This is a genomic window from Oculatella sp. LEGE 06141 (genome assembly GCF_015207605.1).
Lineage (GTDB): Bacteria > Cyanobacteriota > Cyanobacteriia > Elainellales > Elainellaceae > Oculatella.
In genome coordinates, this window is the sequence record NZ_JADEWO010000141.1 from 1 (window position 1) to 1,392 (window position 1,392).

Here is a 1,392-nt window from a genome sequence, read left to right on the forward strand (position 1 = left end):
TTACGTGATAAAGCGTAAAGCCCCCGTGTTTTGAACCGGGGGATATAAGCGAACTGCCAAATTTATTTGGCAGTCAAAGATCGAATCAACTCTCGAATCACGTCATTCTGACTGCGTTCTTTTTTCTCGCAATGCTTGAGAAGCAATGCGTACTCATCCTCCGAGCATCTTACCGTTAGCTTTTTCATGCCGTCAATCTGCCGTCAGTCGTGTTATGATTCTAGCATGAGGACTCTGAAGTTTAAGCTGTACAAACACAAGCGAAATAGATACCTCAAGCGGTCTATCAATGCTGCTGGGGTAATCTACAACCACTGTATTGCTTTGCACAAAAGGTACTACCGGATGTGGGGCAAGCATTTGAGTTGTGCAATGCTTCAGATTCATATCGCCAAGCTACGGAAGCGTAACCCGTTTTGGCAGTTAGTTGGTTCTCAGGCTGTGCAGGATATCTGCCAACGGATTGAGAAGGCATACCAACTGTTCTTCAAGCACCACAAAAAAGGAGTCAAACCACCGGGCTTCAAGAAGCTCAAGAAGTACAAATCATTCACCTTGAAGCAGGCAGGCTATAAGTTTCTGGGTGGCAACAGAGTCAAGATTGGGAAGCATATCTATCAATTTTGGAACTCTAGAGAGATTGAGGGCATTGTCAAAACCCTGACCATCAAACGCACTCCTTTAGGCGAGTTAATCATGGTGGTTGTGGTGGATGATGGCGCAGAGCTAGTCATTGAATTCGAGTCGGGTAGAGCCGCTGGATTCGATTTTGGTTTGCGTTCATTCCTCACCTGCTCTGAAGGGTTCAAAATTGAATCTCCCCAGTTCTTCAGGCAGGAACTCAATGTCATCCGCAAAGCCTGCAAGAATTTATCCCGCAAACAGAAGGGGTCTAAGAGCCGTGAGCAGGCTAGGAAGCATCTGTGCAGGCAATACGAAAAAATTGCTAATCAGAGACGAGATTGGTTCTGGAAGTTGGCTCATCAACTCACCGATCAGTTTGATGTGTTGTGCTTTGAGACGTTGAACCTTAAGGGGATGCAGCGTCTCTGGGGACGCAAGATATCAGACCTGGCGTTTGGAGAGTTCTTGCAAATCCTGGAATGGGTTGCCAAGAAGAAGGAGAAACTGGTGGTATACATTGACCAGTGGTTCCCATCTAGTAAAACCTGCTCCAACTGCGGTCATGTTTTGGAGAGCTTAGAACTCTCTGTGCGTCAGTGGTGTTGCCCATCTTGTCAGTCAGTCAATGACCGGGATGAGAACGCTGCAACAAACATCAAAATCGTTGGGACATCAACGGTTGGACTAGGAGATGTAAGACTGGCTCCGCCTGCAATCTCTGCTTGAATCCTTAGAATCCCCCGTTTTCAAAACGGGGGAGTATGTCAA

Annotated in this window: 2 protein-coding genes; one reads left to right on the forward strand and one right to left on the reverse strand. The window is 46.7% G+C overall.

Going from position 1 to position 1,392, the window contains the following annotated elements; all coding sequences use genetic code 11:
- Positions 1-62: 62 nt before the first annotated feature.
- Entirely contained in the window at positions 63-188 is a 126-nt protein-coding gene (locus IQ268_RS33675; protein ID WP_193887500.1) for a ribbon-helix-helix protein, CopG family, read from the reverse strand.
- 37 nt (positions 189-225) lie between these two features.
- On the opposite strand from IQ268_RS33675, the gene IQ268_RS31945 reads away from it, so the two are divergent.
- Positions 226-1,350 (forward strand): RNA-guided endonuclease TnpB family protein, encoded by a 1,125-nt coding sequence (locus IQ268_RS31945; protein ID WP_193887502.1) that lies wholly within the window; start codon positions 226-228, stop codon positions 1,348-1,350.
- Positions 1,351-1,392 lie beyond the last annotated feature (42 nt).

What these genes read in the sequence shown, in the direction of transcription:
- IQ268_RS33675 (WP_193887500.1), bottom strand. Translation starts at nt 188, where the DNA reads ATGAAAAAGCTAACGGTAAGATGCTCGGAGGATGAGTACGCATTGCTT.
- IQ268_RS31945 (WP_193887502.1), top strand. Translation starts at nt 226, where the DNA reads ATGAGGACTCTGAAGTTTAAGCTGTACAAACACAAGCGAAATAGATAC.